Source organism: Streptomyces sp. NPDC054866 (assembly GCF_053610745.1).
Genome location: NZ_JBSGZA010000001.1, coordinates 1,871,391 through 1,897,220, shown reverse-complemented (window position 1 = coordinate 1,897,220; position 25,830 = coordinate 1,871,391). Strand labels below are relative to the sequence as shown.

The window sequence follows — 25,830 nt, the reverse complement described above, 5'->3', positions numbered from 1 at the left end:
CCCATTCTTCCTCGTTTCGGGGTTGTTTTTTTTTTTAAAACCCCCCCGTTTGGCGGGGGGGGCCGCGGGGGGCCCCCCCCCGCGGGGGGGGGGCGGGGGGGGCCCCCCCCACGCTCCCTCCGCTACTCCGCGGCTATGCCGACATCTGGCAGGTCGTCGCGTTCCAGGCCGTCTACTCGGTCGGCATCGTCGCCACCGCCCTCGTCACCATGCAGCAGTGCAGTGGCGTCGTCATGCCGGGGCGGCCCGACCTCGACATGGCCCTGCACAAGAGCCTCAAGGCGTTCGCGACCGCCGTGGCCCTGGACATCGCCAACATCGCCCTGACCCTCACCGCGGTGATCTCAGCCGTCGCCACAGGCACACATCGCCTGGGCTTCCTTGCCGAGGGCGCATGGCTCGCCACCATCGCCAGCGGCGTGGCCGCTTCCTTCGCCCTGGCCCGGCTCGTGTTCAGCTCCCGGCGCGAGGAGCGCCGCGACGGCCGGGCGATGGAACAGTTGTGAAAGGTGGCGACACGGCTGCTCCGCAGGCTCGCCGAGATCCGCGAGGGCGAGCACGTCCTGAGCCCGTGGTGGAGCGGGGCACCGGCTCAGGCCGTGGCCGGCCTCGCCGACCGTGAGGCCGACCTGCCCGACCACACGCGTCTGAAGGCCATGCCCGGCGGCAGAGTCCCCGAGGAACAGGAGCGGGCCCACCTCGTCCTGGTGGCACGGCACTTGAACCTTCCGCTCGTCTCCGAAGCCGTCACCCGCGCCACCCACGGGTAACTGCCCCTGCCGGGCCTGGCGTTGCCGTGCCCGGAGGGTGACGTAGCGTATCGGCATGTCCACGCCGCCATCACAGCCCGGTGGGTTCGGCGCTGCCCCGCCCCCGTACGGGCAGCAGCCTCCGCAACCGCCCTACGTTCATCCGCCCTTCCCGCAACAGGGCCAGCCGTACGGGCAGCAGCCCTACGCCGCAGGGCACGGTCCGTGGGGTGCGCCGCCCATGGCTCCGCCGCCCAGGCACAGCACCGGCAAGATTCTCGCCGTCGTCGGTGCCGGCGTGGGGGCCCTGGTGGTGGCGATCGCCGGGTTCGCGGTGTTCGGCGACGGTGCGGGGTTCCCGGAGGCGAAGTACCGCCTGCGGGTGCCCGCCGAGATGGTCGGGGGAACGTTCGCGCTCAGCACGGACCTCTCGGACACCACGGGCCGGCAAATGGTGGAGGAGAACCGGAGCCGCAGCAACGTCCGCGACCCGACGGGCGTCGTGGGCGGATACATGGGACAAGGCGAGCAGGACGGCAGCAGGCTGGTCGTCTCCGGCATGTACGGGCGGTTCAAGGATCCGGCGTTGTCGCGGACCTACATGATGGAGGGCGCCGCGGAAGCACCGGGCGCCACGGTCGCCGTACCCGCGCACGACATCACGCCCGAGGGATCCGGCATGACACTGCGGTGCCAGGTGCTGACCTCCGAGCAGGACGGGGTGCGGAGCAACGTCCCGATGTGCGCGTGGGGCGACGCCAACACCGGGGCAAGTGTGGGTCTGATCACCGACGAGAACGTGAGCCAGGACCCCGAAGACGTCGACCTGGTCGAGGTCGCACGCATCACGCTGGCGGTACGCGAGGAGATGCGCGAGCCGATCGGCTGACGCGGACAGGGTCCCATGGGTGGGCCCGCGGGCCTTCTCAGCCGGCCATGCTGACCATGTCGAGCAGCAGCTTCGCGGCCACCTCCGCCCCGTCGGTCCGGACCGTGGCGGCCACGGCCCTCGCCCGTGCGCGGGTGTCGTCAGCCAGGGCCGTCGTGAGCGCGGCGGACAGGGATTCGACGGTCGGGGTCGGGCCGTCGTGTGCCGCGCCGACGCCCAACTCGGCCACGCGGGCGGCCCAGTACGGCTGGTCCGTCGCCTGGGGCACCACCACTTGGGGCGCGCCCGCGCGGGTGGCGGTCGTCGTGGTGCCCGCGCCGCCGTGGTGTACGACGGCGGCCACTCGGCGGAACAGGGCCTGGTGGTTGGCCTCGCCGACGGGGAAGCAGTCGTCCCGGTCGTCGATCAGGGCCAGGTCGGCCCAGCCGCGGGAGAGGAGAACACGGCGCCCGTGCGCGCGCACCGCCTCCACGGCCACCCGAGCGGCGTCCTTCGACGCGCCCATCGGCATGCTGCCGAAGCCCACGTACACCGGTGGTTCCCCGGCGTCCAGGAACGCCACCAGCTCGGCGGGGAGCGGCCGTTCGTCGGGGGTGACCCACGCGCCGGTCTGCACGACGTCGAAGTCCGGCGTCGCCTGCCACGGGTCCAGGACCGGGTCCGTCGCCAGCCACGGCTTGTCGCCGATGACGTAGTCACGGACGTGGTGCACCGGAGGGAGGCCGACCGCCGCCCTGTTCGTGTTGAGCGCCTCGCCGAACAGCGCGTCGATGCTCTCGGCGTCCATCTCCCACAGCACCCGGTTGTCGGTCACCTCCGGCGGGAAGGGCCGGCCCGGATACGCCAGCGGCGCGTGGTGCGGCGACGGCAGGGTGATCTGCTGGAAGGTCACGGAGACGGAGGGGATGCCCAGCTTCTCGGCCACGGACCGCGCGCCGGCCGCGGCCGGCATCATGCCGGTCGCCACCAGCACGTCGCACCCCTCGGCCGCCGGGAGGACCGCCTCGAACTGGCTCGCGATCAGATCGGCGGCGCGCTGGGGCAGGGACGACGGCTGCGGTGCCCCGGTCGTCAGCGCGCGCGCCGACCGGCCCACCGGCACCAGCGGCACACCGACAGCAGCCAGCCGCTGGGCGAAGTCCTCGTCGGGCGGCGCGCACACCCGCACCTCCGCGCCGAGCTCCCGCAACCGCTCCGCGAGCCCCACCAGCGGTTCGACGTCCCCGCGCGACCCATACGTCGACAACAGCACACGCACTTGGTGACTCCCCATTTTCCGCAGGTTCCTAGGCCGAGGATTCTCCCGCATCACCCCGGTCCGGCGCTGCCAGGAGATCGCGGACCTCTTCCGCGGTGGTCTCCCGGAGTTCCTCCGCGACGAGCACCCAGCGCGTGATGCCGACCGACTCCAGGAACGTCAGGTCGTGGCTCGCGATCAGGAGCGCGCCCTCGTACGACTCGAGTGCGCCGGTCAGCTGGCGCACGCTGGCCAGGTCCAGGTTGTTGGTCGGCTCGTCGAGCATCAGCAGCTGAGGGGCCGGGGCGGCGAGCATCATCGCCGCGAGCGCGGCGCGGAAGCGCTCGCCGCCCGAGAGGGTGCCCGCCAGTTGTCCGGCACGTGCCCCCTTGAAGAGGAAGCGCGCCAGCTGCGAACGGATCTGGTTGTCGGTGAGCCCGGGAGCCAGGCGGGAGACGTTCGCCGCGACGCTCATTGCGTCGTCGAGCACATCCAGGCGCTGCGGCAGGAACCGCAGCGGCACCGACGTCCTGACCTCGCCGGACAGCGGGGCCAACTCGCCGGTGAGGGTGCGCAGCAGCGTCGTCTTGCCGGCGCCGTTGCGCCCGACGAGGGCGATCCGTTCGGGCCCCTGCACATGCAGGCTGCCGTCCCGCAACTTGCCGAAGCGGGGGCGCAGTTCGCGCAGGGTCAGCACCGTGCGGCCCGCGGGCACGGCGGTGTGCGGGAGGCTGACGCGGATCTCCGCGTCGTTGCGGATCGCGTCCGCGGCCTCCTCGCGCCGCTCGCGCGCCTCGTTGAGCCGCTCCTCGTGCAGGCCCCGGAGCTTGTCCCCCGACTCCTGCGCGGAGCGCTTCTTCTCCCCCGCCACGATGCGCGGGGCGCGCCGCTGGGCGTCCATCTTCTTGCTCTGCCGCCGGCGGCGGGCCACCTTGACCTGGGTCTCCTCCAGTTCGCGCTTCTGGCGGCGTACGTCGGCCTCCGCGGCCCGCAGCATCCGTCCCGCCGCTTCCTGCTCGGTGGCCAGCGCCTCCTCGTAGGCGGACCAGCCGCCGCCGTACCAGCTCACCGAGCCGGCGCGCAGTTCGGCGATGCGGTCGACGCGTTCGAGCAGGTCGAGGTCGTGGCTGACCACGACGAGGACGCCGGAGCGCCAGGAGTCGACGGCCTCGTAGAGTCTGCGGCGCGCGAACAGGTCGAGGTTGTTGGTCGGTTCGTCGAGGAGGAGGACGTCCGGGCGCTCCAGGAGCAGCGCGGCCAGGCGCAGCAGCACGGTCTCCCCGCCGGACAACTGGCCCACGGTCCGGTCGAGTTCGACGTCGCCGAGGCCGAGTGACCCCAGCTGGGCCAGGGCTCGCTCCTCGACGTCCCAGTCGTCGCCGATCGTCTCGAAGTGCTCCTCGCGTACGTCGCCGGATTCGATGGCGCGCAGTGCGGCACGCCGCTCGGCGATACCCAGGGCCTGGTCGACGCGCAGGGTCGTGTCGAGGGTGATGTTCTGCGGCAGATAGGCGAGGCTGCCGCCGACGGCCACCGAGCCCTGGGACGGGCGCAGTTGACCGGCCAGCAAACGCAACAGGGTGGACTTGCCGGTGCCGTTGGCGCCGACGAGCCCGGTGCGGCCCCGGCCGATGCTGACGGAGAGACCGTCGAAGACGCTCGTGCCGTCCGGCCACTGGAACGACAGGGCGGAGCAGGTCAGGGAGGCGCTGGGCGTGGTGGGCAGGGGCATGGTGAATCTCGCAGTCGCAGGCGTGACGGGCAGGGGGCGTCGTATGCGAGCACCACGCGGCGACCGGCCGAGAGAGAGGGTGCGGCGGTCCGGGAGATCGAGGGACGGCTCATGCACCGAGGTCGCATCCACGCGGGGTCACGGGCAGCACGGCAAGGCCGGGTGCGGTGTGACGGGCGTACGGCGAAGGGCCGTACGGCGCGATGATCGCGAACCTCAGATGCGCAACGTCCACCTCTATCGGAGACAACAGGACCGTTCGAGACGATAACGACCACGGGGGAGAAAGGCAAAGCATTACGTCATCTCCTGAGGTCACCGCCGGGCCTGGATCAGGGCGTGGGTCCCGCTGGTGCGCCACCCCTGGCCGTGTTCGGCGACGAGCGTCGCCTCGGTCCGCTCGTCGAGTCCGACGATCACGTCGGACTTCAGTGTCCGCAGGGCGGCCACCGGGCCAGGGAAGTACGCCGTGCACTCCTCGAACGGCGTGGTGGCGGGCCACAGCCGGTCGCCGACCAGGCGCCGGTAGTTCAGGTCGCCCTTCATGACGGTCACGTCGGCGTCGGCGAATTCCTGGCGCAGGTCGTCGGGCATCCGCGCGTACGGCAGCGGGGCGCAGGAGAAGGTGTGGCTGCGGACGCCGAGCCGGCCGTCGCCCATGGCCGACCACAGGCGTTCGCCCACCTCTGCCGCGGCGCCCCGCGCCTCGTTCAGCCGGCGCAGGCAGTCGATCACGTCGGCGGTCATGGCGTCCGAGACGTAGTACGGGTAGGGCTTGACGTGCAGGACGGCCCGTTCGGCCCGCTGGTGCCGCAGCAGGTGGTCGATGAGGATGAGGTCGGGCAGCAGCTCGCGTCCCGCATTGTCCGCGACCAGGCACAGCGTGGCCGCGCCGCCCTCGGGCAGCAGGGACCACAGCAGCTCGGAGTCGTCGGCGACGAGACGCGAGTCGATCGCCCCGGCACCGCCGCCGCCCACGGCGAAGCCCAGGTCCGCGCGGTTGCCCCACAGCGAGCCCAGGAGCAGGGCCTGACGCTGCTCGTCGGCGGGCCGCGGGGCGAGGCGGTCGAGCGCGGCCAGTTCCTCGTCGGCCTCCCCGGTGTGGAGTTCCGCCTGCTTGAAGGGGCGGAACGGATCGATCCCCTGCCAGGGCCCCGCCTCGAAGTACCCGACAGCGGTGAGGAGTTGGCGGTAGAAGTAGCTCTCGGACCACAGGAAGGGCACGTCGAACCAGGACAGGCCGAAGTACTCGCGTCCCCACTCGTCCCACAGGTGACGGTCGTGCGCCTCGGATCCCAGCGGTTCGATCACCCCCTCCGTGGCCTGCACAAGGAGTGCGTCGAGGGCGCGGTGCTGGCGCGGACCGTAGGGGAAGGCGTCGCGCACCTTCTTGATGAGCGCGGGGTGCCGCTCGGCGAGCACGCTCCTGGGGAACGATCCTGGCTGGTTGCTCAGGATGACGGGGGCGTCGACCGCGTCGTTCATTCCTTCACCTTTTCTTCTCACTATTTGACGACTTGAGGGCAGGCCGGTCTACGGTGACCGGCCCTCTATCCCCCACGTTTCAGAGGTACAGCTTCATGCCTGCATTCAACCGTCGACGCTTCCTCCAGGCAGCGGGTGGCACCGCCGGCGTCGCGGCTCTGTCCGCCAGCATCATGCGCGCCGCCGACATCCCCGCCTCCGCCAGGTCTGGATCGATCGACGACGTCGAGCACATCGTGGTCCTCATGCAGGAGAACCGCTCCTTCGACCACTACTTCGGCACCCTCAACGGTGTCCGGGGATTCGGTGACCCCCGCCCGCTGATCCTGGAGAGCGGAAAGTCCGTATGGCATCAGTCCGGCGACGGCGAGGAAGTCCTGCCGTACCACCCGGACGCCGACGACTTGGGAATGCAGTTCATCGCCGGACTCGACCATGACTGGGAGACCGGTCATCAGGCGTGGAACAAGGGCAAGTACGACGACTGGATAGCGGCCAAGTCCTCCGGAACGATGGCCCATCTGACCAGGGAAGACATTCCGTTCCACTACGCGCTCGCCGACGCCTTCACGGTCTGCGACTCCTACCACTCGTCGTTCATGGGAGCGACCGACCCCAACCGCTATTACCTCTACACCGGGCACGCCGGAAATGACGGCAAGGGCGGCGGACCGGTCCTCGGCAACGAAGAACTCGGCTACGACTGGACCACCTATCCCGAGCGCCTGGAGAAGGCCGGGGTGTCGTGGAAGATCTATCAGGACACCGGCGACGGGCTCACCAAGGAGGGGCTGTGGGGCGTCCTGGAGGACGCCTACCGCGGAAACTACGGCGACAACTCGCTGATGTTCTTCAACAAGTTCCGCAACTCGAAGCCCGGTGACCCCCTTTACGAAAAGGCGAGGAAGGGAACGAACGTCAAGGAGGGCGGCCATCTCCTCGATGACCTCCGCGCGGACGTCAAGTCCGGGAAACTCCCGAAGATTTCCTGGATCGCCGCTCCGGAGGCATTCTGCGAGCATCCCAACTGGCCCGCGAATTACGGTGCTTGGTACATCTCGCAGGTCCTGGACGCGCTGACGTCCGACCCCGAGGTGTGGAGCAAGACGGCCCTGTTCATCACGTACGACGAGAACGACGGCTACTTCGACCACGTGCCGCCGCCCTATCCGCCTGCCGACTCCTCCTGGGGCGCGTCCACCGTCGACACCGAGCTCGACGTCTTCCCCGGCGACAGCGATTACAGCGCGGGCCCCTACGGGCTCGGCATGCGGGTCCCCACCCTCGTCGTCTCCCCATGGTCCACCGGCGGCTACGTCTGCTCCGAGCTCTTCGACCACACCTCCGTCATCCAGTTCATGGAACGCCGCTTCGGCGTCCACGAGCCGCACATCTCCCCCTGGCGCCGGGCCATCTGCGGCGATCTCACCTCGGCCTTCGACTTCAGCCTCAAGCGCACCGGGCGCGCGGACCTGCCGAGCACCGACGCCTACGAGCCGCCGGACCAGGAACGGCACGACAGCTACCACCACTCGCCGCCGGCCTCCCCCGCCCTGCCCAAGCAGGAGAAGGGCGCAAGGCCCACCCGGCCCCTGCCCTACACGCCGCTCGTCACCGCGGCCGTCAAGCCCTCCGACGGCACCGTCAAGCTCACCTTCACGCCGGGTGACGAGACCGGCGCCTGCTTCCTCGTCACCTCCGGCAACCGCGACGACGGGCCCTGGACCTACACCGCCGCGGCGGGCAAGAAGATCTCCGACACGTGGAGCACCGGCCCCTCGGACGGGACGTACGAGCTGACGGTGCACGGCCCCAACGGCTATCTGCGTACGTACGAAGGCACCGCCGCGACCCCGGGTCCGGAAATCACCGCACGCCACGACGAGGGCAGCGGCCGCGTGAAGCTCACCTTCACCAACACCGCCAAGACCGCCTGCCGGCTCACGATCACCAACGCGTACGGCGGCAAGAGCACCGAGCTCACCGTCGCGGCGGGCGGCCTCAAGACCCGCTGGGTCGACCTCGGCCACAGCAAACGCTGGTACGACCTGCGGGTGCGCTCCGACAGTGACAGCGCATACGTGCGCAGGTTCGCCGGACACGTCGAGACGGGCGAGCCCGGCACCAGCGACCCCGCACTCCGCACCGCCTGACCCTGCCACCCCCGCCGGCTATCCCCCGTCGTCTCCCTCGCCGCTGCCCGGCCTGACGCGTACGTGCATGCGCTCGCCCTGGGCCCCGAACAGGGCGAGGAATTCGACGGGGATGTCACCGGCGTTGGCGAAGCCGTGAGGGGTGCGGGTGTCGAACTCGGCGGCTTCGCCCGCGGTGAGCACCAAGTCGTGGTCGCCCAGGGCGAGCAGCAGGCGTCCGGAGAGTACGTAGAGCCATTCGTAGCCCTCATGCATGCCCTGCTCGGGGCGTGTGGTCTGCCGGGTGGCGTTCCTGGCGACCGGCATGACCTGCTTGTAGGCGTGCATTCCGCCGAGGTGGCGGGTCAGAGGCACCCAGGTGTTGCCGTGGCGCCTGAACGGCCGCGGGTGGATGCGCGGGTCGCCCGTCTGGGGCGCGCCGACCAGCTCGTCGAGCGGTAGGCCGTACGCCTTGGCCAGGGGCAGCAGGAGCTTCAGGGTCGGCTCACGCTGTCCGGCCTCCAGACGCGAGAGGGTGCTCAGGGAGATCCCCGTCTCCTCGCTCAGCCGGGCCAGGGTGGCGCCCCGCGCCTTCCGGAGCGCCCGTAGCCGCGGCCCGACGGCGGTCAGTACGTCCGTGAGTTCGGCGTCGTCGCTCATCCCTCCATTTGCCGTTGTGGCAAATATCTTTGTCAAGCCGCCAGGGCCGCGCGCAGGGTTGCCGCAGAGCAGAAGGAGCCCGCATGAGCGACCACACGACCGACCCCACCCACGGCGCCCACACCGCCTCCGCCGCGTCCGCCGCCGATTCGGCCGAAGCGTTCTGGGACGAGCGCTACAACCAGAGCAGCCGTCTGTGGAGCGGCGAACCCAATGCCGCACTCGTCCGCGAGACCGAGGGGCTGGCCCCGGGCAGCGCCCTGGACCTGGGCTGCGGAGAGGGGGGCGACGCGATCTGGCTCGCGCGGCAGGGCTGGCGCGTCACCGCCACCGACATCTCCCGCGTCGCCCTCGGCCGTGCCGCCGAGCACGCGGCCCAGGCGCAGGTCGCCGACCGCGTCGACTGGCAGCACCACGACCTGGGGGACTCCTTCCCGGCCGGCAGCTACGACCTGGTCTCCGCCCAGTTCCTGCACTCCCTCCACGAGATGCCGCGCGAGCGGATCCTGCGTAGCGCCGCCGAGGCCGTCGCGGCGGGCGGCACTCTCTTGATCGTCGGCCACATGGGCTTCCCCGCCTGGGAGACCGAACCGCACCCCGGCGTGGACTTCCCCAGCCCCCAGAAGGTCCTGGCCTCCCTCGACCTGCCGACCGAGCAGTGGGACGTACTCGTCTGCGACACCCATGAGCACACCCTGACGGCCCCTGACGGCGAGCCCTCCACACGGACCAACTACACCGTCAAGCTGCGGCGGCGTACGCGATAGAGCAGGCCGTTCCGGCACGGCCGGTGCCGTGGCCTTACAGCGGTTTGGGGAGTCGCACGGTCAGAGTCACCATGCTGCCGCCGGGGCCCGCGGAAATGGTGAGCTCGTCGGTGAGCATGCCCGCGAGCCACAGGCCCCGGCCGCCCGCGTGGCCGTCGAGGCCGGGAGCCAGCTCGGGGATGACGTCGGCGCTGAAGCCGGGGCCCACGTCGTGGATGTGGCAGGCCAGCTGGCCGTTGCTGCGCTGCAGGACCAGCGTGCCGCCACCGCCCGCGTGCTCGACCGCGTTGGCCGCCACCGCGTCCAGGGCCACGATGAAGTCGCCGCGCCGTGGTTCGGTCAGGCCTTGGTCGTCGGCGTACTGCTCGACGAGCATCCGCAGCCGGGGCAGATCGTCCTGGGTGAAGCGCGACTCCAGCAGGGTGACCGGAGGAACCTCGTGGGGGCCTGGGGTGGTCGTCATCAGCGAGCCACCTCGCTGATCACCATGTGGGGCACCTGGTCGGCGCCTGCCCGGCGCAGTATGCGGGCCGGTGTCGGTGGACAGTGGACATGGACCGGGCCGTGCGGATGTTCCAGCACCAGCCGAAGCAGGTCCACGGCACAGGCGACGCCGAGGAACACGAGACCGGACAGGTCCACGATCAGCGGCTGCGGGGAACCCTCGCTGCGCCTGAGCCCCTCGCGCACGGCGCCGATGAACTGCTCCCGGGTGGCGATGTCCGCCTCGCCGGCCAACTGCACCCGCCCTTCGGCCTGTTCCGTGTGCAGAGCGCCCAGGCGGGGCAGCAGCCGACAGGGGTGCGCCTTGTGCATGGCCGTCACGACATCAGGATGGAACCAGCGGCTGTCGTAGGCGCAGATCTCGGTGTAGGGGCGGTCGGTGAACAGATGCTGGGCGTGGGATTCGCGGTGCATCATCACCTCGACGTCGGCGCCCAGGTCCCCCACCCAGTGCATGTCGATGTAGGTACGCAGCCCGCTGTAGCCCTCGGCCAGGGCACGGTCGGTCTCCTCCGTGATGCGCTCCCACTGCCGGTGAGGAGTGAACGCGTCCTGGGGGTGGATGAGGGCGCGCATGCTGCTGAGCACCAACTGCCCGTTCTCCCGGGCGGTTCCCAGCAGGGCTCCCGGCGCGTCCAGCCGGTCCCACACCTGTGCGTCGTCCATGTGCGGCGCGGCGAAGACCATCACCTTCTCGCGCTTCACGAGCCCCGCCCAAGCAAAGGCGGACACCACGTCGCGGCCCGCGTCGTCGTCGGCGTAACTGACGAAGGCGTGGTCGCCCGCCCGGAGATGCTGGACCGGGATCGTACCGCCCGACGCCGAGCCGGCGTCCGCCATCTCTCACCTCCAGGGCCGAGGTGGCCCGACGGGGAACAAGTGCGGGGCTCACGCTAGCGGTCCATACCTCACGGCGGCGCATCTCCGCAGATAGCGACAGTTAGCTGGCAACGCGCCCTCTTTTGGTGATCGAGAGTGCGTGAAGGTGATCCGTTCAGAGCTGGTTCTGTTCGGCGAGTGCCGTTCGGCGCCTGCGGCTGCCGACGGGTATGACAGCGCCACATTCCACGCCGGACTCAGGATGCCGGGAGGGCGTGATCCACGAGTGCGCGCGCGTAGGCGGCGTCCAGTTGGCCGGGACGGAACAGGATGCGGTACATCATCGGCGCCACCACCCGGTCGATGACCTGCTCCATGTCCGGGACGGCCTCGCCCCTCTCCGACGCACGGGCGAGGACGGTGTCGATCTGGTCCGCGGCGTAGGCGGAGCACTGGCCTGCGTTGCTCCCGTCCGGGTCGCCGAGGAGGGCGTCCCTGATGTACGCGCGCCCCGGCGGGGAGGCCATCTCGTCGAGGAACTGCTCGGCCCACGCACCGAGGTCCGCCCGCAGGGTGCCGAGGTCGACGGGCGGCTCCTCGGGGCGCAGGTGTTCGACCGCGACGTCGGACAGGAGCTCTTGCAGGTCCCCCCACCGGCGGTAGACGGTCGACGGGGTCACCCCCGCGCGAGCCGCGACGAGAGGAACGGTCAGCCCGTCGCGCCCCAGCTCGGTCTGGAGCTCACGGACCGCCGCGTGGACGGACTCCTGAACACGGGCGCTGCGCCCTCCGGGCCGCACCATGGGCTTGGGACTCATGACTCCACTCTAATCCCTTAATGCGAATTCGTTGCTTCTAGCTTGGTGCCAGCGCCGGTGCCGGTACCGCTACCGGCGCGGCCACCTCGTAGGCACGCCCGACCCGCAGCACGGTCGCTTCGTCGAGGGGGCGACCCATCAGTTGCATGCCGATCGGCATGCCCGCGTGGTCCTGGCCCACGGGCAGGGTCAGCGCCGGCACTCCGGTGATGTTGGCGGGCGCGGAGAGACGGACGTAGCTGTCGGAGACGGACTCCACCGTGCCGTCCGCCCACTCCACACTGTCCTGACCGGCCTTGGCCGCCGTCATCGGCACCGCAGGAGCCGCGATCACATCGACGCGGCCGAGCAGCTCCGCCCAGGCCTCGCGCATCATCGCCCTCGCGCGCTGGGCCCGGAGGTAGTCACCCGCGGACACGAACTCGCCCGCCTCCAGCAGGACGCGGACGTCCGCCGTGTACAGATCGGGCACCGAGCGAAGCGTGCGCTCGTGGTACGAAGTCGCCTCCGGGACCATCAGCCCCCACTGGGTGGCCTGGATGTAGCGCGCCAACGGGATCTCTACGTCGACGAGTTCGGCCCCGAGCTCCTGGAGCTGCCCGATGGCCCGGCGCACGCTCTCCTCGACCTCCGGGGTGATCCGCTCGAAGTAGTAGTTGCGCGGCACTCCCACTCGCAGCCCGGAGAGGTCACCTGCCTCAGGAGCGGACCAGCCCCGTCCCACCAAGGCGGCGAGGACGAGCGAGGCGTCCCGCACCGTGCGGGTGAGAGGGCCGACATGGTCCAGGGACCAGGACAGGGAGGTCACTCCGCGACGGGGGATCAGGTCGTACGTCGGCTTGAGGCCGACCACGCCGTTCAGCGCCGCGGGCACGCGGATCGATCCGCCCGTGTCGGTCCCCAGCGCGAAGGTGGCCTCTCCCGCCGCGACGGCGACGGCCGAGCCGCCGCTCGACCCGCCCGCGACACGGCTGTGGTCCCAGGCGTTGCGCGTCTGAGGGGTGGTGAGTCCGTAGGCGAACTCGTGGGTGTGGGTCTTTCCCAGCAGCACCGCACCGGCCTCGGAAAGACGCGCGGCTACGGCGCTGTCGCGCTCGGCCACGTGGTCCGCCCTGACGCGCGAGCTCGCCGTGGTGGGCATGCCTTCGGCGTCGATCAGGTCCTTCAGACCCATGGGAATTCCGTGCAGCGGGCCGCGCGACTCCCCTGAGGCGATCTCGCGCTCGGCGCGGGCCGCCGCGCTCCGTGCGGAGTCCGCGGCGACGGTGACGTAGGCCTGGAGGCGCGGTTCCACCGCTTCGATGCGGTCGAGCACCGAATCGGTCAGTTCGACCGGGGAGAGCTCACGCGCGGCGATGGCGTGGGCGGCGTCGGCGAGAGACAGCTCAGAGGGCTGCATCGATGTCCCCCTGTCCGGCCGTGTAGGAGATCGCGGGCGGGGTGTCACCGAAGTCCAGTTCGCGCAGCGTGGCGATGACGGACTGGATGTGGCGGGCGGTCGCCGCCACCACCTCGTGACGGTCGCTCGCCAGCGGCAGGCCCGCCCGGAGCGCCCCTCGGGCGGCCTCCTGGGGGGTGAGTTCAGCGGTGTTCATGTGCGCCCTCCCGGTTCGTTCCGTGGCGCTGCGCCGGGGGCGGTAGCCCGCCTCGACCACAGCGACACTCAAAAGCTAACGGTTTGCTTTAACGAGACGATAGGCCCTACGCTCGCCTTAATGCAAACCCATTGCTTTTAGCTTGGGGGATGCCGACCGCCTGAACAGAGGAGCGCCACATGTCCATGGCCACACACCACACCACCCCTCACTCGGCCGCCGGGGCTTGGACGGTCGGAGACCTCACCGTCCGCCGCGTGGACGAGGTGCACCTGCCCCCGCAGACGGGTCCCTGGCTGCTGCCAGGAGCAACCCCGGAGGTCGTGGCCGAAGTCCCCTGGCTTCAGCCGGACTTCGTGGACGAACAGCGCGTCCTGCGGCTTGCGAGCCACAGCTTCGCGGTCGAGGCCAACGGGCTGCGCGTACTCGTGGACACTGGCATCGGCAACGGCAAGCAGCGGGCCAACCCCGCGTGGGACAACCTGAACAGTGACTACCTGGCGCGGCTGACGGAGGCCGGCTTCACGCCCGAGACGGTGGATCTCGTCGTCCTCACCCATCTGCACACCGACCACGTCGGCTGGAACACCCGGGCGGACGGGGCCAGTTGGGTTCCCACCTTCCCCAACGCCCGCTACCTCACGACCCGCACCGAATGGGACTACTGGGCCGGCGTCGACATGGACGAGGCCAGGCGCCAGATGTTCCGCGACTCCGTGCACCCCATCAAGGAGGCAGGCCTACTGGACGTGCTCGACGTTCCTTCCGGGGGCACCGACATCGCGCCGGGGCTCCGCCTGCGCCCCACCCCGGGCCACACACCGGGCCAGGTGGCGGTGGAACTGAGCAGCCACGGCGAGAGCGCGCTCATCACCGGTGACTGCATCCACCATCCTGTCCAGCTGACCCACCCCGATCTGGGGAGCTGCGTGGACATCGACCCCGCGGCCGCGGCGAGGACCCGCCGGGAGCTCCTCAGCTCCCTCTCCGGCACACCGACTCTGCTGCTGGGCAGCCACTTTCCGCCGCCCACGGCAGGCCACGTGGTCCCCGAGGGCGACACCTACCGGCTCGTCCCCGCGCCCTAGGGGCGGCGGCTCGCGAGGACGCAGAACTCGTTGCCCTCGGGGTCGGCGAGGATGACCCAGCTCTCGTCGCCGCTCTGGCCGACGTCGGCGTGACGAGCACCCAGGCCGAGCAGGCGACGGACCTCTTCGTCCTGCTCCCTGTCGGTTGGATTGACATCGATGTGGAGCCGGTTCTTGATGGCCTTGCCCTCGGGCACCCGCGCGAATCCCAGCGTCGGCGGCACCGGTCCGACGCGCTTCCCGCCTTCGGGCACCAGAGGGGAGCCGATGGAGATGAAACCGTCCTCCGCTTCTTGCACCTCGTAGTCGAGCACAGCGCACCAGAACCGGGCGAGAGCATCAGGATCGACACAGTCGATCGCGAGCTCGGTGAACTTGCTTGCCACGTCAGGATCTCCCCGTCAGATAGCGCTTCCAGCTTCCACTGAACTGAACTGAACTGAAGGGTCCACGCTATCTTCCGAGTCGTCCTTACGGGATCTTTCGAGCTGTCAGCCGCGCTCGAAGACCGCGACGCTCCGTGCGGGGACGCTGAAGGTGCCTGAACTTCCTTCGTACGACGATGACTTGACCACCGGGTCGGAGCCCTTCGCCTGGGTGGGGTGGAGCGCGTATGCCCTGTTCTTCAGGGCCGGGACGCTCTGCTTCTGGGACTCCGGGGTCGCGTTGAAGATGACCACGAGGTTCCCGAGCTCCATGGTGATGACGCCGGGGGTCTCCGCCGAGGTGCCCGAGAGCGGGAACGCGAGGCGGGACTGGACCTCGTCGGCCGTGGCCAGGGAGAACGCGGGCTCCGTCGCGCGCAGCTTCACCAGGTCCTGGTAGGCGGCCGACGTGCCGTTGATCTCGGCGCAGCCCGGGGTCAGGGACGCGGACGTCAACAGGGGCTTCCCGTAAGGCCACTTGTCCTTGTTGTCGGCGGCCGGGGGCAGGCCGCGTCCGAAGCCGTTGCCGTCCTGGCAGTTCCAGTGCAGGGCGTTGAACCAGTCACCGCTGTCGTAGGAGTTGCGGTCCAGGGACTTCGAGCGCAGCAGGTCGCTGCCCGCCTGGGAGAGAGAAGGGCCCTGCGCCAGGGTCGCGGTCGCCATCGCGAGCACATGCATGCGCGAGCGCTCGGCGGCCGTGGTGTCCGCGGGCAGCTTGAAGGCGAGGGCGTCGTAAAGGGATTCGTTGTCATGGGCGTCGGCGTAGGAGAGGGCGTCGCCGGGGGCATCCGCGTATCCGGCCGGTGCGCCGTTGTAGTCGACCTCGGAGCCCTTGACCCTGCGGCCCGAGGAGTCCGTGAAGGTATACGCGGACAGGTTGCCGGTGAGGGCCACCTTGAGCAGGTCCTGGTAGCGCAGGAGCCTGGCCTTCTGCTCGGCCGACGTGCCGTTCGCCTTCGAGGCGTTGGGGTCGGTGAACAGGCCGCTTGCGAAGCCCTGGACGCCGGGGTCCTCGTCGAAGGGGCCGCCGCCGCGCGCCGCGTCGCGGCCCCGGTCGGAGAAGGTGGCGATGCCCGTGCCCGCCATGTTCTTCTGGGTGGCCTGGACGAAGCGGGCGTCATCGGCGATCTCGCCGAAGTTCCAGCCCTCGCCGTAGAGGACGATCTTCTTCCCGTCGACGCCGTCCTTCTTGACGGTCAGCGCGTCCAGGGCCTTCCTGACAGCCAGGATGTTGGCCTTGGGGTGGTGGCCCATCAGGTCGAAGCGGAAGCCGTCGACCTTGTACTCCCTGGCCCAGGTGACCAGTGAGTCGACCACGAGTTTGCCCATCATGGCGTTCTCGGGCGCGGTGTTGGCACAGCAGGTGGAGGTGGCCACCGAGCCGTCGGGCAGCAGCCGCTGGTAGTAGCCGGGCACGATCTTGTCGAGTACGGACTTGTCGGCCTGGCCGCTCGCGACGGTGTGGTTGTAGACGACGTCCATCACCGTGCGCAGGCCAGAGCCGTTGAGGCCCTGGACCATCCGCCGGAACTCGACCGTACGGCGGGTCCCTGCGGGGTCGCTCGCGTAGCTGCCCTCCGGCACCGTGTAGTGCAGCGGGTCATAGCCCCAGTTGTAGGCGTCCTTGGCGGCGGTCTTGGTGACGCAGGCCTGCTGCTCGTCGGAGTCCGGGGCGGGCGCCGTCAGGTCGCAGTCGGGCGTGGCCTGGTCGGCGGCGCGCTCGGGGATGGTGCCGATGTCGAAGGCGGGCAGCAGGTGGACGTAGGAGGTGCCGGCCTCGGCCAGCTCGCGCAGGTGCTTCATGCCGTCGGACGCGGTGTCGGTGAAGGCCAGGTACTTGCCGGGGTGGCGCGCCGTGGGGTCCTCGACGGAGAAGTCGCGGATGTGCAGTTCCTGGATCTGCGCGTCACGCAGCGGCGTGGCCTTCGGCTTCCTCAGCTGTTCCCAGCCCTTGGGGGCGAGCTTCGGGTCGTCGAGGTCGACGGCGATGCTGCGCTTCGAGTCGGCCGTGAGGGCCGTGGAGTAGGGGTCGGTGACCTTGTTGGTGACGACCTTCTGGACGCTGGGCGCCCACACCTTCACGACGTACCGGTACTGCTTGCCCGACCAGCTACGGGCCCCGGCGACGGACCACACACCGCTGGCGTCATCGCGCCGCATCGCCACGCGCTTGCCGTCGAGTTCGAGGCTGACGGACTGGGCGGTGGGAGCCCACAGGGCCAGGGTGGGGCGGCCGTCACGGAACTGCGGGCCGAGGGCGGCTTTGGTGGCGGTGGCGCTGTAGAGGTCGTCGAGGACGCCTTGCGTCTGTACGCCGGTGGCGGTGAGCAGGGTGCCGTCGGCACCGCTGCGGGTGGCGACGAGCTGGCCGGTGAGGGCGTGACGGATGCGGTCACGGTCGCGCGGGTCGACGGTGAAGGCCGCGTAGTTCTTCAGGTGCGGGTATTTCTTGCGCTGGGCGTCGGTGAGGCCGCCATCGGCCGGGGTGAGGCGTATCCGCCGTCCCTCGCCCGCGAGTTCGCCGTCCTTGACGGTGAGCTGCCCGTCGCGGGCGTACACCAACTCCTGGGAGGCGGCGTCGCCTTGGACGTCCCAGGCGACGGTGTTCTTGTCGATCCACTGGGCCCGGGACGTGGACAGGTCGAGCGCGGCGGGCGCGTCGGCGGCGGCCGCTGCTCGGGGTGCCGCGACGGCCGAGGGCGTCAGGGGGGCGACCGCGGCGAGCAGGGCGAGGGCCGTGGTGACAGCGGTGCGACGCGGGGAGCCGGTCAAGGGTGCTTCTCCTTGCGGATGATGAGGGCGATGGGGTCGGGAAAAGGGGCGTACGGGAACGGGGCCGCCCGGCGGCGGGGAAGCGAAGGCCGGGCGGCCGGTCGTGGGCGGGGCGGACAGTCAGGCGGCGCTCAGCAGCTCCTGGCCCCGGTGTGCAGGGCCAAGGCGGTGTTCGGCGCCACGGTGGACGTGAACTGGCCCGAGCCGTTGACGGTGACGCTCCTGCCGCTCTGGACGTCGCAGTAGCTGCCCGCGGCGAGGGACGTCTGGAAGGTCCTGGCGACCGAGGAGCCCTCGTGGTTGATGACCACGTACGCCTTGTCGCCGCGGCCGAACGCGATGGCGTCGTTGCCGTTGTCCCACCAGTTGGTCATGCCGGTCCCGCGGGCGGTGTTGCGGAACTTGACCATGCTCCTGATCTCGGGCCAGGCGTGCTGGCACTTCCAGCCGTCGCTGTAACAGGCCTTCACCTGCCCGCCGTTCGGCGACCCGGCGTCATTGCTGCTGAACTCGTAGCCGGAGTGCACGTCCGGTGAGCCGTAGGGAAGGGCCAGCATGAAGACGTGCGCGAGGGTGTAGTTCGCGCCGTCCTTGTAGTTGAGGGTCTGGCCGTGCCGTTCGGTGTCGTGGTTGGCGACGAAGACGGCCGCCGAACCGCTGGGCATGTAGCCCCAGCCCTCGCCGAAGTTCTTCAGGTAGGCGAGCTTCTCGTTGTTGAACACCCGCTTCAGGTCCCAGCCGTAGCGGAACTCCTGGGCGTCGCCGGTGGCGGTGTACTCGCTCGGGGAGACCGCCTCGCCCGCGCCGTAGATCGTCTCCTGCTTGAAGTAGACGCCGGGGTTCTTCAGCCGGGACTTGATGTTCTTCAGGTCGTCCACGGGGATGTGCTTGGCCGCGTCGACCCGGAAGCCGTCGACGCCCAGGGACAGCAGGTCGTTCAGGTAGGACGCGACCCGTCCCCGGACGTACTCCTCACCGGTGTCGAGGTCAGCGAGTCCGCCCAGTTCGCAGTTCTGGACGTTCCAGCGGTCCTGGTAATTGCTGATGTCCGAGCGGCAGTTGTCCATGTCGGCGCCCGAGTACGTGCCCGGGTAGTCGTACTTGGTGAAGGCGGAGCCTGCCGAGCCGGTGCCGTTGGCGTTCGTCATGTGGTTGATCACCGCGTCGACGACGACCTTGACCCCGGCCCCGTGGCAGGTGTCGACCATGTTCTTGAACGCGGCCCGATCGCCGAGGCGGGTGCCGATCTTGTAGCTGACGGGCTGATAGGCCGACCACCACGCCTCGCCCTGGATGCGCTCCTGCGGCGGGGAGACCTGTACGTAGCCGTAGCCCTCGGGGCCGAGCCGCTGCGTGCACGCCTTGGCCACCGAGTCGAACTTCCACTCGAAGAGCACGGCGGTGACGTCCTTGCCGCCGGGCGGGGCGGCCTGCGCCTGCGGTGCTCCGGCGACGATGCTGCCAGCTGCGCCCGCCACCAGGGCGAGGGCGGCGGCGACGGACCTGCGGACGAGTCTGCGGACTCTGGACTTTCGGCCGGCCATGAGGGCCTCCTGCATGAGTGAGGTGTGACTGCATGAGTGAGGTGTGACCTTGAATGGCAACGCGCCGTGCCCGTAAGGCCGTTGAAGGATGTTGCAGAAACATTTCAACGCCGTTTTCGGTCGAGACCGTACGACCCTCAAGAACCCCGGTCAACCCTCCGCGCACACTCTCGCGTCAGATGCGGAATCCCGGGAGTTCACGCGCCGCAAAACCTTTCGCAAGACATTGCGACGGTGCTACGTTCAACCACGACTCCGGTCCGGACGGCCGGGGGACCCGACAACGGGCCCCACGCGCCCGGCCGTTCGGACCGGGGGCATGAGGCCGGGAGGCCCCGGAGCCACATCACGACCCCGCTGCCCTGAACCGGGCCGGCGCCGGGCGCCTCCCTCTCAGCGCCGCGCCTGCGCCGTCGAGCCGCGCACCACCAGCTCGGGCTGAAAGACGAACTCCGTGTGCTGTACGGGATTTCCGTGCAGCTCCTCGAGCAGCGCGCCCACCGCGGCGCTCGCCATCGCCTGCACCGGCTGGCGCACCGTGGTCAGCGGCGGGTCCGTGAAGGCGATCAGGGGCGAGTCGTCGAAGCCGACCACGGAAACGTCGCCCGGCACCGAAAGGCCCCGCTCACGTGCCGCGCGGACGGCGCCGAGCGCCATCATGTCGCTGCCGCAGACGATCGCCGTACACCCCTGGTCGAGCAGGACGCTGGCCGCCGCGTGTCCGCCCTCTACCGTGAACAGCGTGCGCTGCACGCGCTGTTCGGCCTCCCCCTGTTCCAGGCCGAGCAGCTCGTGCAGCGCCGCCGTGAACCCCTCCGCCTTGCGCAGCGAGGGGACGTAGCGCGTCGGGCCGATGGCCAGACCGATCCGCTCGTGGCCCAGGTCGACGAGGTGACGCACCGCCATCCGCACGGCCGCGCGGTCGTCGGGCGACACGAAGGACACCGGGATGTGTTCGTTGTAGCCGTTGATCAGGACGAACGGCACACCGCGGGCGTGCAGTTCGAGATACCGGGCCGGGTCGGCCGTCGTGTCGGCGTGCAGCCCGGAGAGGAAGACGATGCCGCTGACCCGCCGCTCCTCCAGCTGCTCGACCAGCTCGTCCTCGCTCGCCCCGTCCGGCATCTGGGTGCACAGCATCGGCGTGTAGCCGTGCCCGGACAGGACCTGCTCGACGACCTGCGCGAAGGCGGGGAAGATCGGGTTGCTGAGCTCGGGGATGACCAGGCCGACCAGACCCGCGCTGTGCCGCTTGAGCCGCATCGGCCGCTCGTAGCCAAGGACGTCCAGAGCGGCGAGCACCCGGCGCCGGGTGCCGGCGGCCACCCCCGGCTTGCCGTTGAGCACCCGGCTCGCGGTGGCCTCGCTGACGCCGGACTGGGCCGCGATGTCCGCGAGCCGCGGGACGCCCCGGTCTCCCCGGTCTCCTCCGTCTCCCCGGTCGGCGGACCGCGGCAGGGAGAGGGTCACACCGCCCACCAGACGGTGGTGTCGGCGGGCAGCTCGACCTTGCCGTCCGCCGTCTCCACCTCGGCGTTGGACAGGAGGATCCTGCCGGGGGCCGGGATCCGCACCGCGGCACCGGTGGTGTTCGCCGTGCACACGAACCCCTCCCGGCGGAAGGCGAGAACCCCCTCGGGGGCCTCCAGCCACTCCAGCGAGTCGCCCGCGCCGAGCCCCGGCTGCTCCCGGCGCACGGCGAGCGCGCTGCGGTACAGCTCCAGGGTGGACGCGGGGTCTCCGGTCTGGGCCTGGACGCTGAGCTCGCCCCAACCCGCGGGCTGCGGGAGCCAGCTGCCGCCCGCGCCGAACCCGTAACTGGATCCTTCGGTGGTCCAGGGGATCGGCACCCGGCATCCGTCGCGGAATCCGTCCTGTCCGCTCGCCCGGATGAACGAGGGGTCCTGGCGTACCTCGTCGGGCAGCTCGGTGACGTCCGGCAGGCCCAGTTCCTCGCCCTGGTAGACGTACGCCGAACCGGGCAGCGCCAGCATCAGGAGGGTCGCGGCGCGGGCGCGGCGCAGGCCGAGCGCGCGGTCGCCCGCGGTCTTCAGCTGGGTGCCGAGTCCGGGCGGGTTGGCGAACCGCGTGGCGTGGCGGGTGACGTCGTGGTTGGAGAGCACCCAGGTGGCCGGGGCGCCGACGGGCCGCATCGCGGCGAGGGACACGTCGATGACCTCGCGCAGCTCCGCGGCGTCCCAATGGGTGCCCAGGTACTGGAAGTTGAAGGCCTGGTGCATCTCGTCCGGGCGCACGTACGCGGCGGCGCGCTCGACGGTGGGCGTCCACGCCTCGGCGACGAGGATGCGCTCGCCCGCGTACTCGGTGAGCACCTTGCGCCAGCTGCGGTAGATCTCGTGTACGCCGTCCTGGTCGAAGAACGGCATGACGTCGTTGCCGAGCAGCTTGAGCTGGTCGCTGCGGCCGATGTCGGGCAGGCCATCGGCCTTGACCAGGCCGTGGGCGACATCGACGCGGAAGCCGTCGACGCCCATGTCGAGCCAGAAGCGCAGGATCGAGCGGAACTCGTCGTGGACGGCCGGGTGTTCCCAGTTGAAGTCGGGCTGCTCGGGGGCGAAGAGGTGGAGGTACCACTCGCCGTCCGGGGTCCGTGTCCAGGCGGGGCCGCCGAAGACGGACTCCCAGTCGTTGGGCGGGAGTTCACCGTTCTCGCCCTTGCCGGGCCTGAAGTGGTAGCGCTCACGCAGGGGCGAGCCCGGACCCTCGCGCAGGGCGCGCTGGAACCAGTCGTGCCGGTCGGACGAGTGGTTGGGCACCAGGTCGACGATGACGCGCAGGCCCAGGTCGTGGGCGTCCCGCAGCAGGGCGTCGGCGTCGAGGAGGCTGCCGAACATCGGGTCGATCGCGCGGTAGTCGGCGACGTCGTAACCGGCGTCGGCCTGCGGCGAGGAGTAGAAGGGGCTGAGCCAGACGGCGTCGACGCCGAGGTCCCTGAGGTAGGGAAGCCGGGCACGGACGCCGTCCAGGTCACCCATTCCGTCACCGTTGCCGTCGGCGAAGCTGCGCGGGTAGACCTGGTAGATCACCGCGCCACGCCACCAGTCCGTGTGGGTGCCGGAGGCGGGGGCTGCAGGGGCAGCGAGATGCTGGGTCATGTCTTCCCTGAGATCGAGAGGTCGAGTGCGAGGGGGGTGTGTGCCGTACGAGGACTTGGTGTCAGGACTTCGTCGCGCCGGCGGTGAGGCCGGAGACGAGGTGGCGCTGCACGAAGCCGAAGATCACCGCGGCGGGCACCGCGACGATCACGGCCGCGGCCGTCAGCGAGCCCCAGTCGCTGGTGTACTGGTTGACGAAGGTCTGCAGGCCGCCCGCCAGGGTGAGGTTCTCCTCGCCGGTCATGAAGGCGGAGGCGTACGCGACTTCGGCCCAGCCGGTGATGAAGCTGTAGAAGCCGGTGACGGCGAGGCCCGGCTTGGCCAGCGGCACGATGAGCCGCCAGAAGGTGCCGAACGGATTGAGCCCGTCCACGCGCCCGGCTTCGTCGATCTCCACCGGGATGGTGTCGAAGTACCCCTTCATCATCCAGGCGCAGAACGGCACGGCGATCGTCAGGTACGTGACGACCAGGCCGATGGGCTGGTTGAGCAGACCCAGACTGGCGAGGAGGTTGTAGAGCGGCACGATGAGGACCGCGACGGGGAACATCTGGGTGATCAGCAGAAGCCACATCAGCGGCCGCATGCCGGGGAACTTGAAGCGGCTGACGGCGTAGCCGGTGGTCGCGGAGATGAAGACGCCGATGACGGTGGTCAGTCCCACGACGAGCAGGGAGTTGCCGAGCCAGCTCAGGAACTCGGTGTCGTTGACGACGTGGTCGTAGTTGCGGAACGTGAAGTCCTTGACCAGGTCGGTGGAGAACGCCTCGCTCGTCGGCTTGAACGAGGTGATGAGCAGCCACAGCGGCGGAAGCACCGCGGTGGCCGAGGCGATCAGCAGGCCCAGGTGGAGGCCGACCGAGGCCAGCGGGCCGCGTTCACCGCGCTCCCTGACCTTCTTCGCCTTGGGCAGGCTCGCGGTCGGCGTCTTCTGATCGGTCACGGTGGTCACCACACTTCTCCCTGCTTGCGGAGCGCGCGGCGGTAGACGACCGCGAAGAGCGAAAGGAGCAGCAGAATGATGACGCCCCAGGCCGCGGATCCGGCGAAGTCGCGCGGACTCACGACGAACGAGAGCCGGTAGGCGTACGTCACCAGGATCTCGGTGGCGTCTCCCGGACCGCCCCGGGTGAGCAGGAAGATCACCGGGAACATGTTGAAGGTCCAGATGCCGCTGATCAGGATCACGGTGCTGCTGACGGTGCGCAGACCCGGCAGGGTGATGTGCCGGAAGCGCTGCCAGGCGTTCGCGCCGTCCATCTCCGCGGCTTCGTAGAGCTCGCCGGGGATGGACTGGAGTCCGCCGAGCATGGCGACCAGCATGAACGGGACGCCGAGCCAGACGTTGGCCGTGATCACCGAGAGCTTGGCCCAGGTGGGGTCGTTGAGCCACGGGATCGCGTCGATGCCGCCACCGGCGAGGATCTTGTTGAGGATGCCGTTCTTCTCGTTGAAGAGCAGCCGCCAGGTGAACACGGAGACGAAGGCCGGCACCGCCCAGGGCAGGATCAGCGCCATCCGGTAGAGGGAGCGCCCCGCCAGCTTGCGGTTGAGCATGTTCGCCAGGACCAGGCCGAGCGCGAAGGAGATCGCGACGCAGGAGACGGTCCAGATGATGGTCCAGGTCAGCCGGTCCCAGAAGACGCCGTCGGAGAAGACCGCGGTGTAGTTGTCCAGGCCGACGGACTTGTAGGTCGCCGGGATGTGGTTGACGCCGATCGTGCGCTCGACGTTCGCTTCGTTGGCGTCGGTCGTCGACAGGTACAGGCCCCGCACCAGCGGGTACCCGATGATCACGCCGATCACGGCCACCACGGGGGCGACCATGGCCCACGCGTACCAGTGCGTGGACAGCGACCTGCGCAGCCGCCCGGGAGTCTTGCCGGTCCCCCGGCCGCGGCCGCGGACGCTGTGGGCGTCCACGGCCTTGGTCAGGGACTGGCTGCTGTCAACAGCCATTTACTTGTAGTCCTTCAGCAGCTTGCGGTAGGCGTCGCCGACACCCTTCGCCCCGTTCTCGGGCGAGGTCTTGCCGCTGAGCACCTTCTCCATCTGCAGCCGGATCGGCTCGAACAGGGCGTTGGCCTGCGGGATCCACGGCCGCTCCACGGACTTGTCCACGGCCGGCTTGAAGAACTGCACCATCTGGTTGTCCTTGACGGACTTCACGTCGTACACCGAGGTGCGGGTGGGCAGCAGGCTCAGCTTCTCGGTGGTCTGCTGCTGCACCTTGGCCGAGCTCATGTACTTGATGAACTCGTAGCTCGCGTCGAGGTTCTTGGATCCCGCGTAGGCCGCGAGGTTCCAGCCGCCCTGCGGGGACGCCTGACGGTCGCTGCCGCCGGGGACCGGGGCGATGCCGAGGTTGTCCTTGTCGCCCTTGAACTCCTTGCCCTGCATGGCTCCTTCGATGGACCAGGGTCCGTCGAGGGCCATCGCGACGTCGCCGTCCTTGAAGGCGTTGAGCTGGTTGTTGTAACCGTCGCTCGCGTCGGTGGTGGCCGCCTTGGAGTCGACCAGGTCCTTCATCACCTTGAAGGCCGCGGCGCCCTGGGGGTCGTCGACGGTGATCTTCTTGCTCTTGGTGTCGAGGAGGTCGCCGCCCTCGCCGTAGAGGTACGGGAGGTAGTAGTACGGGTCGTCGCCGCGCAGGTAGAGGCCGGTCTTGCCGGACTTCGACTTGATCTTCTTCGCGGCGGTCTTCACCTCGTCGAAGGTCTTGGGCACCTCGACGCCTGCGGCCTTGAGCATCTTCTTGTTGTAGAAGAGCGCCAGCGTGTCGATGGTCTGCGGCGCGGCGTAGGTCTTGCCCTTGAACTTGGTGCTTGCGGCGGCCTGCGGGAGGTAGTCGTCCGCCTTGTCGAGGGCGGGGGTGCCCTCCAGCGGGGCGAGGTAGCCGAGGTTGGCGAAGTCCGCGACCCAGGCGACCTCGGTGCGCATCACGTCGGGGGCGCCGGAGTTGCCGCCCGCGGCGTTCTTGAACTTGGCGTTGGCCTCGCCGAACGCCACGCTCACGTAGTTGACCTTGACGTCCGGGTGGAGCTTCTCGAAGCCCTTGGCGAGCCTCTCGTAGGTCCCCTTCTCGGCGTCGTTCGAGGTGTCCCAGAAAGTGACGGTTCCGGACAGCTTGCCCGAACCCTTGTTGCCGCTGTCACCGTCATCGCCACCACACGCTGTCGCCGTCAGGGCCATGGTCGCGACCAGTGCGGTGGCCGCTATGCCACGCCGCATGTGAACTCCTTCAACTGATCCCGGAACAAGGGGAGGCGAGACCCCCAACAGAGCTGCCTCCTACGAGCCGCACTCGACGCGGCGCCGGGTTGCCAGGGAACGTAACAGGATTGAAAAGCGCCCGAAAGACCTTGCGAGAAATTTCTGCAAGGTCTGCTGATCGTTACCCCTGTGTGTCCTTACGGTTGCCCTTGCTGCGCTTGACAGGCCCCTGAAGTGGCGGTTGGTCTCCCCCATCGTGTCCTGGATCCCCCGCAAGCCCCTTGC

The 25,830-nt window shown here is 69.8% G+C and carries 22 protein-coding genes and 1 pseudogene; 6 read left to right on the top strand and 17 right to left on the bottom strand.

The window, feature by feature from the left end:
- Positions 1-209: 209 nt before the first annotated feature.
- From ACWGI2_RS08225 to ACWGI2_RS08215, 3 genes are all read left to right on the top strand, one after another.
- Positions 210-506, top strand: coding sequence for a hypothetical protein (locus ACWGI2_RS08225; protein WP_453694539.1), 297 nt, complete (start codon positions 210-212; stop codon positions 504-506).
- A gap of 3 nt (positions 507-509) precedes the next feature.
- Entirely contained in the window at positions 510-770 is a 261-nt protein-coding gene (locus ACWGI2_RS08220; protein ID WP_453694538.1) for a hypothetical protein, read from the top strand.
- A 220-nt stretch (positions 771-990) separates the two neighbouring features.
- Positions 991-1,638, top strand: a complete 648-nt coding sequence (locus tag ACWGI2_RS08215) for a hypothetical protein (RefSeq protein ID WP_453694537.1) — start codon at positions 991-993, stop codon at positions 1,636-1,638.
- A 37-nt stretch (positions 1,639-1,675) separates the two neighbouring features.
- On the opposite strand, the gene ACWGI2_RS08210 is transcribed toward ACWGI2_RS08215, so the two are convergent.
- The 3 genes from ACWGI2_RS08210 to ACWGI2_RS08200 form a co-directional block, all read right to left on the bottom strand.
- Entirely contained in the window at positions 1,676-2,896 is a 1,221-nt protein-coding gene (locus ACWGI2_RS08210) for a glycosyltransferase (protein WP_453694536.1), read from the bottom strand.
- 28 nt (positions 2,897-2,924) lie between these two features.
- A complete protein-coding gene (locus ACWGI2_RS08205) occupies positions 2,925-4,607 on the bottom strand; it encodes an ABC-F family ATP-binding cassette domain-containing protein (protein WP_453694535.1) in 1,683 nt (560 codons plus the stop codon).
- A 315-nt stretch (positions 4,608-4,922) separates the two neighbouring features.
- Positions 4,923-6,092 carry a damage-control phosphatase ARMT1 family protein gene (locus tag ACWGI2_RS08200; protein ID WP_453694534.1) on the bottom strand — a complete coding sequence of 390 codons (1,170 nt, stop codon included), beginning with the start codon at positions 6,090-6,092 and terminating at the stop codon, positions 4,923-4,925.
- A 95-nt stretch (positions 6,093-6,187) separates the two neighbouring features.
- On the opposite strand from ACWGI2_RS08200, the gene ACWGI2_RS08195 reads away from it, so the two are divergent.
- Positions 6,188-8,245, top strand: coding sequence for a phosphocholine-specific phospholipase C (locus tag ACWGI2_RS08195; RefSeq protein ID WP_453694533.1), 2,058 nt, complete (start codon positions 6,188-6,190; stop codon positions 8,243-8,245).
- A gap of 18 nt (positions 8,246-8,263) precedes the next feature.
- Here the strand turns inward: ACWGI2_RS08195 and ACWGI2_RS08190 are convergent, their stop codons facing one another.
- Entirely contained in the window at positions 8,264-8,884 is a 621-nt protein-coding gene (locus ACWGI2_RS08190; protein WP_453398911.1) for a helix-turn-helix domain-containing protein, read from the bottom strand.
- A gap of 83 nt (positions 8,885-8,967) precedes the next feature.
- On the opposite strand from ACWGI2_RS08190, the gene ACWGI2_RS08185 reads away from it, so the two are divergent.
- Complete coding sequence (locus tag ACWGI2_RS08185) at positions 8,968-9,651, top strand: class I SAM-dependent methyltransferase (RefSeq protein ID WP_453694532.1); 684 nt, start codon at positions 8,968-8,970, stop codon at positions 9,649-9,651.
- A gap of 34 nt (positions 9,652-9,685) precedes the next feature.
- On the opposite strand, the gene ACWGI2_RS08180 is transcribed toward ACWGI2_RS08185, so the two are convergent.
- From ACWGI2_RS08180 to ACWGI2_RS08160, 5 genes are all read right to left on the bottom strand, one after another.
- On the bottom strand, positions 9,686-10,114 hold the full coding sequence (locus ACWGI2_RS08180; RefSeq protein ID WP_453694531.1) for an ATP-binding protein: 429 nt from the start codon (positions 10,112-10,114) through the stop codon (positions 9,686-9,688).
- On the bottom strand, positions 10,114-10,995 hold the full coding sequence (locus ACWGI2_RS08175; RefSeq protein WP_453398914.1) for an MEDS domain-containing protein: 882 nt from the start codon (positions 10,993-10,995) through the stop codon (positions 10,114-10,116). The genes ACWGI2_RS08180 and ACWGI2_RS08175 overlap by 1 nt, the downstream gene beginning before the upstream one ends.
- A gap of 236 nt (positions 10,996-11,231) precedes the next feature.
- Positions 11,232-11,792, bottom strand: a complete 561-nt coding sequence (locus ACWGI2_RS08170; RefSeq protein WP_453694530.1) for a TetR/AcrR family transcriptional regulator — start codon at positions 11,790-11,792, stop codon at positions 11,232-11,234.
- 37 nt (positions 11,793-11,829) lie between these two features.
- Complete coding sequence (locus tag ACWGI2_RS08165; protein ID WP_453694529.1) at positions 11,830-13,191, bottom strand: amidase; 1,362 nt, start codon at positions 13,189-13,191, stop codon at positions 11,830-11,832.
- A complete protein-coding gene (locus ACWGI2_RS08160) occupies positions 13,178-13,387 on the bottom strand; it encodes a hypothetical protein (RefSeq protein ID WP_453694528.1) in 210 nt (69 codons plus the stop codon). The genes ACWGI2_RS08165 and ACWGI2_RS08160 overlap by 14 nt, the downstream gene beginning before the upstream one ends.
- Positions 13,388-13,566: 179 nt before the next feature.
- On the opposite strand from ACWGI2_RS08160, the gene ACWGI2_RS08155 reads away from it, so the two are divergent.
- The gene (locus tag ACWGI2_RS08155; protein WP_453694527.1) at positions 13,567-14,475 is read left to right on the top strand and encodes an MBL fold metallo-hydrolase; all 909 of its coding nucleotides are present in this window, start codon (positions 13,567-13,569) and stop codon (positions 14,473-14,475) included.
- Here the strand turns inward: ACWGI2_RS08155 and ACWGI2_RS08150 are convergent.
- The 8 genes and pseudogenes from ACWGI2_RS08150 to ACWGI2_RS08115 all read right to left on the bottom strand — a co-directional run bounded on the left by ACWGI2_RS08150 (position 14,472) and on the right by ACWGI2_RS08115 (position 25,563).
- Positions 14,472-14,861: a VOC family protein gene (locus ACWGI2_RS08150; protein ID WP_453694526.1), complete on the bottom strand. Its 390-nt coding sequence runs from the start codon at positions 14,859-14,861 to the stop codon at positions 14,472-14,474. The genes ACWGI2_RS08155 and ACWGI2_RS08150 overlap by 4 nt on opposite strands.
- A gap of 105 nt (positions 14,862-14,966) precedes the next feature.
- A complete protein-coding gene (pulA, locus tag ACWGI2_RS08145) occupies positions 14,967-17,672 on the bottom strand; it encodes a pullulanase-type alpha-1,6-glucosidase (protein ID WP_453694525.1) in 2,706 nt (901 codons plus the stop codon).
- 134 nt (positions 17,673-17,806) lie between these two features.
- A pseudogene (locus ACWGI2_RS08140) lies at positions 17,807-19,216 on the bottom strand (alpha-amylase); the annotation flags it as partial.
- Positions 19,217-19,609: 393 nt separating this feature from the next.
- Positions 19,610-20,695, bottom strand: coding sequence for a LacI family DNA-binding transcriptional regulator (locus ACWGI2_RS08135; protein ID WP_453398921.1), 1,086 nt, complete (start codon positions 20,693-20,695; stop codon positions 19,610-19,612).
- Positions 20,683-22,332: a glycoside hydrolase family 13 protein gene (locus ACWGI2_RS08130; protein ID WP_453694524.1), complete on the bottom strand. Its 1,650-nt coding sequence runs from the start codon at positions 22,330-22,332 to the stop codon at positions 20,683-20,685. The genes ACWGI2_RS08135 and ACWGI2_RS08130 overlap by 13 nt, the downstream gene beginning before the upstream one ends.
- A gap of 61 nt (positions 22,333-22,393) precedes the next feature.
- Positions 22,394-23,245 carry a sugar ABC transporter permease gene (locus ACWGI2_RS08125; protein WP_453399205.1) on the bottom strand — a complete coding sequence of 284 codons (852 nt, stop codon included), beginning with the start codon at positions 23,243-23,245 and terminating at the stop codon, positions 22,394-22,396.
- Between the two features lie 35 nt (positions 23,246-23,280).
- The gene (locus tag ACWGI2_RS08120; protein WP_453398923.1) at positions 23,281-24,291 is read right to left on the bottom strand and encodes a carbohydrate ABC transporter permease; all 1,011 of its coding nucleotides are present in this window, start codon (positions 24,289-24,291) and stop codon (positions 23,281-23,283) included.
- The gene (locus ACWGI2_RS08115) at positions 24,292-25,563 is read right to left on the bottom strand and encodes an extracellular solute-binding protein (protein ID WP_453694523.1); all 1,272 of its coding nucleotides are present in this window, start codon (positions 25,561-25,563) and stop codon (positions 24,292-24,294) included.
- Positions 25,564-25,830: the final 267 nt, after the last annotated feature.

Excerpts from the sequence above, each read along its gene's own strand:
- ACWGI2_RS08225 (WP_453694539.1), top strand. The coding sequence starts at position 210 with ATGCAGCAGTGCAGTGGCGTCGTCATGCCGGGGCGGCCCGACCTCGAC.
- ACWGI2_RS08215 (WP_453694537.1), top strand. The coding sequence starts at position 991 with ATGGCTCCGCCGCCCAGGCACAGCACCGGCAAGATTCTCGCCGTCGTC.
- ACWGI2_RS08205 (WP_453694535.1), bottom strand. The coding sequence starts at position 4,607 with ATGCCCCTGCCCACCACGCCCAGCGCCTCCCTGACCTGCTCCGCCCTG.
- ACWGI2_RS08200 (WP_453694534.1), bottom strand. The coding sequence starts at position 6,092 with ATGAACGACGCGGTCGACGCCCCCGTCATCCTGAGCAACCAGCCAGGA.
- ACWGI2_RS08195 (WP_453694533.1), top strand. The coding sequence starts at position 6,188 with ATGCCTGCATTCAACCGTCGACGCTTCCTCCAGGCAGCGGGTGGCACC.
- ACWGI2_RS08190 (WP_453398911.1), bottom strand. The coding sequence starts at position 8,884 with ATGAGCGACGACGCCGAACTCACGGACGTACTGACCGCCGTCGGGCCG.
- ACWGI2_RS08185 (WP_453694532.1), top strand. The coding sequence starts at position 8,968 with ATGAGCGACCACACGACCGACCCCACCCACGGCGCCCACACCGCCTCC.
- ACWGI2_RS08180 (WP_453694531.1), bottom strand. The coding sequence starts at position 10,114 with ATGACGACCACCCCAGGCCCCCACGAGGTTCCTCCGGTCACCCTGCTG.
- ACWGI2_RS08175 (WP_453398914.1), bottom strand. The coding sequence starts at position 10,995 with ATGGCGGACGCCGGCTCGGCGTCGGGCGGTACGATCCCGGTCCAGCAT.
- ACWGI2_RS08170 (WP_453694530.1), bottom strand. The coding sequence starts at position 11,792 with ATGAGTCCCAAGCCCATGGTGCGGCCCGGAGGGCGCAGCGCCCGTGTT.
- ACWGI2_RS08165 (WP_453694529.1), bottom strand. The coding sequence starts at position 13,191 with ATGCAGCCCTCTGAGCTGTCTCTCGCCGACGCCGCCCACGCCATCGCC.
- ACWGI2_RS08160 (WP_453694528.1), bottom strand. The coding sequence starts at position 13,387 with ATGAACACCGCTGAACTCACCCCCCAGGAGGCCGCCCGAGGGGCGCTC.
- ACWGI2_RS08155 (WP_453694527.1), top strand. The coding sequence starts at position 13,567 with ATGTCCATGGCCACACACCACACCACCCCTCACTCGGCCGCCGGGGCT.
- ACWGI2_RS08130 (WP_453694524.1), bottom strand. The coding sequence starts at position 22,332 with ATGACCCAGCATCTCGCTGCCCCTGCAGCCCCCGCCTCCGGCACCCAC.
- ACWGI2_RS08120 (WP_453398923.1), bottom strand. The coding sequence starts at position 24,291 with ATGGCTGTTGACAGCAGCCAGTCCCTGACCAAGGCCGTGGACGCCCAC.
- ACWGI2_RS08115 (WP_453694523.1), bottom strand. The coding sequence starts at position 25,563 with ATGCGGCGTGGCATAGCGGCCACCGCACTGGTCGCGACCATGGCCCTG.